Here is an 8,775-nt window from a genome sequence, read left to right as displayed (position 1 = left end):
ATCACCTCCTCATGCGCCTGGCGCATGTGTTCAATACCCTGGCACGCTTCACTCGGCAGTTGCGCCGCCTGTATCAGGAACTCGGCGTGCGCGGCGCCATCGCCTTCATCCGTCACTCCTGTGCCGCCCCCTGGCTCGATCCCGCGCGGATGCGCGTGCTCCTCGCCGAACCGTTCCTGCTGCAACTCGAATAACCTTGTCCGGGCCTGCCCAAGACCGCTTCCCAAGCACGGCGCACACCGCGCCGGGAAAGGCTCGCCTGGTGACCCTACCGGAGATCCCACACCCTCTTGCATCCCACTGTGACCCACCACCCACTGCGCCGCAAGCGCTCCCTGACCGCTAGCCAACCGCCATCTGACCGCCTCAGCGGCGAAAGCGGGCGTTACCGGCAAACCGGCTCGATTCGGCTGGGTCATGCGTCAGGGCTGCTGGCTGCACGGCAGTGTTTCGAGTCGTTCAATATTGCTGTAGAATTGCCCGCTTTACGTGCGCGGAGACGCCATTGGTGCGCGGACATGGACGCAGAAGCGAACAAGGATTCTTAATGGAAACGAACGCTGTTATTTCTGACGCATCAGCGCCAGGCACGCCGGCTGTGAGCGCTCTTGAGCGCCGCCTTGACCTGTCGCTAAGCATTGCTGACTTCGAAAAAGAGGTTGACCAGCGCCTCAAGCGCCTCAGCAAGAACATGAAGATGCCGGGTTTCCGGCCAGGCAAGGTGCCGGTAAACCTCGCCCGCCTGCAATATGGCCAGCAGGCGCGTCAAGAAGCCTTGAGCGAGGCGCTGGCGCAACTGTTCAGCACGGCCGTCACTGCGCAAAATCTGCGCGTTGCGGGCGTTCCAAAGATCGAGGTGAAAAACAGCGACAGCCCGACGCATCTCGAGTTTTCGGCGATCTTCGAGGTCTATCCGGAGATCGTGCTGCATGATCTGGATGGTGTGGAAATCGAACGCCCGGTACTTGACGTCGGTCCGGTCGAAATCGACAGGACGATCGAAATCCTGCGCAAGCAGCGCGTTCGTTACGAGCCGGTCGATCGTGCCGCTGCAAAGGCTGACCAGGTGAGTATCGACTTCCTCGGGAAGCGGGATGGTGAGCCGTTTGCAGGGGGTCAGGGCAAGGACTACCACTTTGTGCTTGGCGAACGCAAGATGCTGTCCGACTTCGAAAGTGCGGTCATCGGTACGCGCCCAGGCGAAGCAAAATCTTTCGACATGACCTTTCCTGCCGAATATTTCTCCAAGGAACTGGCAGGTCAGTCGGTGACCTTCGACATCTCCGTCAAGGAAGTTGGCGAACCGGTCTTGCCGGAAGTGGATGCCGACTTCGCCAGAGCCCTGGGTGTTGAAGATGGCGATCTCGTCAAGATGCGTGCCGAGATCGAGGACAATCTCAAACGCGAGGTGAGACACCGTCTGCAGGCAAGAATTCGTGGCCAGGTGATGGATGCGCTACTGCAGGCCAACCCCGTCGAGGTGCCGGGGTGGCTGATCCAACGAGAGAGCGAGCACTTGATGCAGTCGACCCGCCAGGATATGGAGCGGCGTGGCTTGAAGGCCAAGGAACTGCCGATGCATCCCGAGTGGTTTGCCGATCAAGCCAGGAAACGGGTCGGTCTTGGCCTGATTCTTTCCGAGATCGTCAAACAGTACGGACTCGAGGCCAAACCGCAGCAGGTGCGGGCGATGGTCGAGGAAGTGGCGCAAAGTTATGAACATCCGGAAGAGGTGGTCCGTTGGCACTATGCACAGCCGGAGCGCCTCGCCGACTTCAAGGCCGCGGCGATCGAGGACAACGTGGTTGGCTGGGTGCTGGCGAAGGTGAGGGTGGTTGACAAGCCGATTGCTTTTGCTGAATTGATGGGGCAGGAGCCTTCATCCGGTGATTCTGAATAGGCATGATTCTCCGAGTAGAGGAAACCGCATGAGCATTGACTACGCAAGCCACTGGAGTCCTCAGGCGCTGGGCCTGGTTCCGATGGTGGTCGAGCAGAGTGGCCGTGGCGAACGGGCATACGACATCTACTCTCGATTGCTGAAGGAGCGGGTGATTTTTCTGGTTGGCCCGGTGAACGACGTGACCGCGAATCTGGTGGTGGCGCAGCTTCTTTTTCTGGAAGCCGAGAATCCGGACAAGGACATCCATTTCTATATCAATTCCCCTGGCGGTGCAGTGTCGGCTGGCCTTTCCGTTTACGACACCATGCAGTTCATCAAGCCTGACGTGTCGACCCTGTGTATGGGGCAGGCCTGCTCAATGGGGGCCTTTCTGCTCGCAGCGGGTGCTCATGGCAAGCGTTTCGCCCTGCCCAATTCGCGCGTGATGATTCACCAGCCAATGGGTGGGTTTCAGGGACAGGCGTCGGACATCGCGATTCACGCCAAGGAAATCCTCTCCCTGCGTGCCAAACTCAACGACCTGATGGCCCATCACACGGGCCAGGCGATCGAGCGCATTGAACGCGATACCGATCGCGACAATTTCCTTTCCGCGCAGGAAGCGGCAGAATACGGTCTGATCGACAAGGTGCTGACCAATCGGGAGGCGGTTTGATTTCGCATCCGGGCAGCCGACATCAGGCTTGACAGTGAGGTAGGTCGACATGACGGAAAAGAAAAGTGGCACTGAAAAACTCCTTTACTGCTCATTCTGCGGCAAGAGCCAGCATGAGGTGAAGAAACTCATTGCCGGGCCGTCGGTATTCATTTGTGATGAATGCATCGAGCTTTGCAACGATATCGTGCGTGATGAAGTCGCTGGCGAAACAGGTGGCAAGGGCGCCAGCAGCGATCTGCCGACACCCAGGGAAATCTCGGCGCTCCTCGATCAATATGTGATTGGTCAGGAACCGGCCAAACGAATCCTGTCGGTGGCCGTCTATAACCACTACAAAAGGCTGCGTCACTTTGGCAAGAGCAGGGACGAGATTGAACTCGCCAAGAGCAACATCCTGCTCATCGGTCCCACCGGATCGGGCAAGACGCTACTCGCGCAGACGCTGGCGCGCATGCTCGACGTGCCTTTCGTGATGGCCGATGCGACGACGTTGACCGAAGCCGGCTATGTCGGCGAGGATGTCGAGAACATCATTCAGAAGTTGCTTCAGAAAGCGGATTACGATACCGAGAAGGCGCAACGAGGCATCGTCTATATTGACGAAATCGACAAGATCTCGCGCAAGTCCGACAATCCTTCGATCACCCGTGACGTTTCGGGCGAGGGCGTGCAACAGGCGCTGCTCAAGCTGATCGAAGGTACGGTCGCTTCTGTCCCGCCACAGGGCGGGCGGAAGCACCCGAACCAGGACTTCGTACAGGTGGATACCACCAACATCCTGTTCATTTGTGGCGGTGCCTTCGACGGTCTCGAAAAGGTCATTCGCAATCGATCCGAACGTGGCGGCATGGGCTTTGGCGCCGAAGTGAAGAGCAAGGATAACAAGAAGGCGGTCAGTGATGTGTTGCGTACCGTCGAACCCGAGGACCTGATCAAGTTTGGCTTGATTCCGGAACTGATCGGGCGCTTGCCGGTGCTTGCCACGCTCGATGAATTGTCGACGACGGCGCTGGTGCAAATCCTGGTCGAACCCAAGAATGCGCTGGTGAAGCAATACCAGAAGCTGTTCGCGATGGAAGGGGTGGCGCTCGAAGTCCGTCCAGCGGCAATGCAGGCCATTGCCAAGAAGGCCATTGAACGCAAGACTGGTGCGCGCGGCCTGCGGTCGATTCTTGAGTCGGTGTTGCTGGATACCATGTACGAACTTCCCGGAATGGAGAATGTCTCAGAGGTGGTTCTCGACGAGAACGTGATCGTCGGCGATGCGCGGCCCATCCTGATCTATGCTGATCAGCCGAAGGTTTCTGGCGGCAACTGATGTGCTGGCCGCTTCCTATGCGGCTTGAAATACAGGTTCTTGCCACCATCTCAAGGCTTGAACTCTCACCTAAAGGGCACAATCGATGTCTGCAACTCCCAAGCTGTCAGCCGAGCCGGTCGAATTACCCCTGCTTCCTCTACGCGATGTAGTGGTTTTTCCGCACATGGTGATTCCACTGTTTGTTGGGCGCCCGAAGTCGATCAAGGCGCTTGAAGTGGCCATGGAAGCCGGCAAGAGCATCCTCCTGGTGGCCCAGAAGTCGGCGGTCAAGGACGATCCGGAAGCCGACGATCTGTACGTTGTTGGCTGTGTGGCCAATATTCTGCAAATGTTGAAGCTGCCCGACGGCACCGTGAAGGTGCTGGTCGAAGGGGCGCAGCGCGCTCGTTTGGAGGCCATCGATGCGCGCGAGGACATGTTTTTCGCGGGTGCTCGTCCGGTGGCGGCTGACGAGGGCCTCAATCATGAGGTCGAAGCTTTGCGCCGCGCAGTGATCGGGCAATTCGACCAGTACGTCAAGCTCAACAAGAAGATTCCGCCGGAGATCCTGACTTCGATCTCGGGCATCGAGGATGCAGGGCGTCTTGCCGATACCATTGCCGCGCATTTGCCCCTGAAGCTCGAGCAGAAGCAGGAAGTTCTCGAAATGTTCGATATCCGCGCACGCATCGAGCGTCTGCTGGCACAACTCGAGTCCGAGATCGACATCCTGCAGGTCGAGAAACGCATTCGCGGTCGTGTCAAGCGCCAGATGGAGAAGAGTCAGCGCGAGTATTACCTCAACGAGCAGGTCAAGGCAATCCAGAAGGAACTCGGTGAAGGTGAGGAAGGCGCCGACCTGGAGGAACTGGACAAGAAGATCAAGACCGCCGGCATGAGCAAGGAGGGACTTGCCAAGGCGCTGGCGGAATTCAGGAAGCTCCGGCTGATGTCGCCGATGTCGGCGGAAGCGACGGTGGTGCGTAATTTCATCGAGACGCTGATCGGTCTGCCGTGGCGCAAGCGGACGCGCATCAGCAAGGATCTCGCCGCCGCCGGCAAGATCCTCGACACCGATCACTGGGGTCTGGAAAAGGTCAAGGAACGCATCATCGAGTATCTGGCCGTGCAACAGCGGGTCGAGCGCCTCAAGGCGCCGATTCTCTGCCTGGTCGGTCCTCCTGGGGTCGGCAAGACTTCGCTTGGACAGTCGATCGCGCGCGCAACCGGCCGCAAGTTCGTTCGCATGAGCCTCGGCGGCGTACGCGACGAGGCTGAAATCCGTGGTCATCGCCGGACCTATATTGGCTCGATGCCGGGCAAGATTCTGCAGAACATGAGCAAGATCGGTGTCAAGAACCCGCTTTTCCTGCTCGATGAAGTCGACAAGATGGGCCAGGATTTCCGGGGCGATCCGAGTTCGGCGCTGCTCGAAGTCCTCGATCCCGAGCAGAATTCAACCTTCGTGGATCACTATGTTGAAGTCGAGTACGATCTGTCGGAAGTGATGTTCGTCGCGACCGCCAATACGCTGAACATCCCGGCGCCTTTGCTTGATCGTATGGAAGTGATCCGGCTTTCCGGTTATACGGAGGACGAAAAGGTCAATATTGCCCAGCGCTATCTGGTCCCCAAGCAGATGAAGAACAATGGTCTGAAAACCACCGAACTGACGATGGCGGAAAGTGCCTTGCGTGACATTGTTCGCTACTATACGCGTGAGGCGGGTGTGCGATCGCTGGAACGCGACATCTCCAAGATCTGTCGCAAGGTGGTGAAGACGCTGCTGCTCAGAAAAAGCCAGGGGAAGGTTGCCGTCAGTGCGCGCAATCTCGACAAATTCCTGGGTGTGCGTCGTTTCAACTATGGTGTTGCCGAGCGCGAGAACCAGGTGGGGCAGGTGACGGGTCTGGCCTGGACCGAAGTTGGCGGCGAACTGCTGACCATTGAGTCGGTGGTCCTGCCGGGCAAGGGCAAGACGACCACCACCGGCAAACTCGGTGAGGTCATGCAGGAGTCGGTTCAGGCGGCTCTGTCGGTGGTGCGCAAGCGCGCGCAGTCGCTTGGGATTGATCTTGATTTCTATCAGAAGAGCGATATTCATATTCACCTTCCGGAAGGGGCCATCCCGAAGGATGGACCGTCAGCGGGTGTCGGGATTTGTACGGCACTGGTTTCCGTCCTCACGGGCATTCCGGTCTGTTGCGATGTCGCGATGACGGGCGAGATTACGCTGCGTGGCGAAGTCCTGCCGATTGGCGGACTCAAGGAGAAACTGCTGGCAGCCGTCCGCGGTGGCCTGGCCAGGGTGTTGATTCCGGAGGAAAATGTCAGGGATCTGGCCGAGATTCCGGACAACATCAAGAACAAGCTGGAGATCATTCCGGTCAGGTGGATTGACCAGGTCTTCGAGCATGCCCTTGAGCGCAAACCCGAGTCCGTGTCGACCGCGGAGTCGGCCACCCCGCCGGTTGCAGCGCCCACTCCGGAGAGTGTGTCTACCGTCATTACACATTGAACGGCAGTGCCAGCCTGTCGGCTGGCGCGCGCATCGGTTTGTCTTGCCTGCTGATCCATGTGAAGGGATGTCGGTTTCGGTCTGGCCAAGTCGCGAGGGATGCGGTAGACTCGGGTTTTCATGCTTTGGTCACACGAAGGGTGCTTAGCTCAGTTGGTAGAGCGCTAGCCTTACAAGCTGGATGTCGGCGGTTCGAGCCCGTCAGCACCCACCAGGAAGAACGGTGTTGCAGAGCGTTCGGGAGTGGTAGTTCAGTTGGTTAGAATACCGGCCTGTCACGCCGGGGGTCGCGGGTTCGAGCCCCGTCCACTCCGCCACAGCCGAAAGGCGAACGCCAGTTCGCCTTTTTTTGCTTCAACGTTCCAGTGAGTTAGCGAGCTACCCCCCCATGTTCTTTGATGCCGTTCGCAACAACAAGAGAGTTGTCCAGATATTCCTTGCCTTGATCACCCTGCCTTTTGCCTTCTGGGGCATTGACTCGTACGTGCGCAACACCGGGGCGGGGGCCGATCTGGCCAGTGTCGGTGACACCAAGATCACCATGCCGCAGTTCGACCAGGCCTGGCGGGCCCAGCAGGATCGCATGCAGCAGGTGCTGGGCGCCAGTTTCCGTCCAGAGTCGATGAATACGCCGGCTGCCAGGCTGGCGGTTCTCAATTCGCTGGTGGATCAGCGCCTGCTCCTCCTTGAGGCATCGCAAGGACGGCTTGGCGCCGGCGATGACCTGCTTCGGGACGTCATCGGCAAGATCCCTGCCTTGCAGGAAAATGGTCAATTTTCGATGGCTCGCTATCAGGCGGCGCTTGCTGCCCAGGGCATGTCACAAGCGCAATTCGAAGCGCAGATGCGACAGGATCTCACGCTGCAGCAATTGGTCGGCGCACTTGGGGATACCGGAATAGCTAGCAACAAGGTGGTCGATAAGCTGCTGCGCATCCAGGCCGAGGAGCGGCAGATTGCCGAGTGGCGATTTGCTCCGGAGCAGTTTGCCGATCAGGTGAAAATCACGCTGCCGGCCATCGAGAAATACTATGCACAGAACCTGAAGCGCTTTGAAGTGGTGGAACAAGCCAAGGTCGAGTACGTGGTCCTGTCTCTCGAAGGATTGCTGGCGCAGGTCAAGCCCAGCGATGGCGAAGTGACAGCCTGGTACGCGAGCCACCAGGATCGTTACCAGCAAGCCGAAGAGAGGCGAGCCAGTCATATCCTGATTCTGGCGAGTGGCGATATGGACCGGGAAAAAGCACGTACCAAGGCGGAGGAGGTGCTGAAGGAAGTCCAGAAGTCGCCGGCGAGATTTGCCGAACTGGCCAGGCAGCATTCGCAGGACCCCGGATCTGCCGAAAAAGGGGGCGATCTTGGCTTTTTTGGTCGAGGCATGATGGTCAAGCCGTTCGAGGATAGCGTGTTCGGCCTGCGGGAGAATGAGCTTTCCGGTCTGGTGCAGTCCGAATTCGGCTATCACATCATCAGGCTGACGGAAATCAAGCCGGGCAAGTTGCGTTCGCTTGCCGATGTGCGCCCGGAGATCGAAAATGAACTGCGGCGGCAAACGGCTTCACGACAGTTTGCCGAGGCTGCCGAGGCCTTCAGCAACATGGTCTACGAGCAGCCGGACAGTCTGCAGCCGGCTGCCGAGAAGTTCAGATTGAAAATTCAGCAGTCCGGCTGGTTGCCGCGCAACCCCTCCCCGGATATGCTGGCTAGCCTGGGCCAGTTGGGTAACCAGAAAGTGCTGGCCTCGGTGTTTTCGGACGAATCACTGAAGAACAAACGGAATACCGAAGTGGTCGAGATTGCCCCCAATACACTTCTGGCCGCCCGGGTGATCGAACACCGGCCAGCGACCACGCAGCCCTTGGCAATCGTCAAGGCTGAAGTTGAAGCGCTGCTCAAGGCTGAGGAAGAGGCGACACTGGCCCGTACAGCGGGCGAGTCCAAGCTTCGCGAGTTGCAGCAGGGGGCAGAGGACACGCTCTCCTGGGCGCCAGCCAGGAACGTTTCCAGGCAGGACGCCCGTCAGTTGCCGGTAGCGTCGCTGAAGGCGATCTTTAGAGCCAATGTCCGCCAGCTGCCAGCCTACGTCGGTGCTGATGTGGGAGGCGGAAGCTACGTGCTCTACAAGATCATGACGGTCAGCCATCCGGAAAAGGTGGACGACAACCGGCGCAAGGCGTTGCAAGGTGAATACAGCACGATTCTCGGGCAGGAAGATTTTGCCGCCTACCTTGCCGGGCTACGCCTGCGCTACAAGATCGACATCAATAAATCGGCGCTGGAAAGCAAGGAACGGTAGAAGGAACCCCGCCGCAGCGCTTCGTTCGTTACTTATTTTAGCCTGGGAGACTCCAAGGCATACCCTTACGCACAACTCATTGAGCATGTTTTGCCGACTT

At 58.6% G+C, this 8,775-nt stretch carries 5 protein-coding genes, 2 tRNA genes and 1 pseudogene; all 8 read left to right on the top strand.

Translation table 11 applies throughout. From position 1 onward, the window contains the following. Window positions 1-194, top strand: a pseudogene (locus tag CAPSK01_RS04915) (DDE transposase family protein); the annotation flags it as partial. A gap of 353 nt (window positions 195-547) precedes the next feature. After that, entirely contained in the window at window positions 548-1,900 is a 1,353-nt protein-coding gene (tig, locus tag CAPSK01_RS04910) for a trigger factor (RefSeq protein ID WP_273703107.1), read from the top strand. Window positions 1,901-1,928: 28 nt separating this feature from the next. Continuing rightward, a complete protein-coding gene (gene clpP, locus CAPSK01_RS04905) occupies window positions 1,929-2,558 on the top strand; it encodes an ATP-dependent Clp endopeptidase proteolytic subunit ClpP (protein WP_034923233.1) in 630 nt (209 codons plus the stop codon). A gap of 49 nt (window positions 2,559-2,607) precedes the next feature. Continuing rightward, window positions 2,608-3,879 carry an ATP-dependent Clp protease ATP-binding subunit ClpX gene (gene clpX, locus CAPSK01_RS04900; RefSeq protein ID WP_034923231.1) on the top strand — a complete coding sequence of 424 codons (1,272 nt, stop codon included), beginning with the start codon at window positions 2,608-2,610 and terminating at the stop codon, window positions 3,877-3,879. Window positions 3,880-3,964: 85 nt separating this feature from the next. Next, complete coding sequence (gene lon / locus CAPSK01_RS04895) at window positions 3,965-6,379, top strand: endopeptidase La (protein ID WP_034923229.1); 2,415 nt, start codon at window positions 3,965-3,967, stop codon at window positions 6,377-6,379. Window positions 6,380-6,517: 138 nt separating this feature from the next. Further along, window positions 6,518-6,593, top strand: a tRNA-Val gene (locus tag CAPSK01_RS04890). Window positions 6,594-6,619: 26 nt separating this feature from the next. Further along, window positions 6,620-6,696: transfer RNA gene (locus tag CAPSK01_RS04885), tRNA-Asp, on the top strand. Window positions 6,697-6,767: 71 nt separating this feature from the next. Beyond that, complete coding sequence (locus CAPSK01_RS04880; protein ID WP_034923227.1) at window positions 6,768-8,675, top strand: SurA N-terminal domain-containing protein; 1,908 nt, start codon at window positions 6,768-6,770, stop codon at window positions 8,673-8,675. Window positions 8,676-8,775 lie beyond the last annotated feature (100 nt).

Origin of the sequence: Candidatus Accumulibacter vicinus (genome assembly GCF_000584955.1) — a bacterium.
GTDB lineage: Bacteria > Pseudomonadota > Gammaproteobacteria > Burkholderiales > Rhodocyclaceae > Accumulibacter > Accumulibacter vicinus.
Note: the sequence above shows the minus strand (reverse complement) of the source record. Positions and strands in the feature narration are given on the sequence as shown.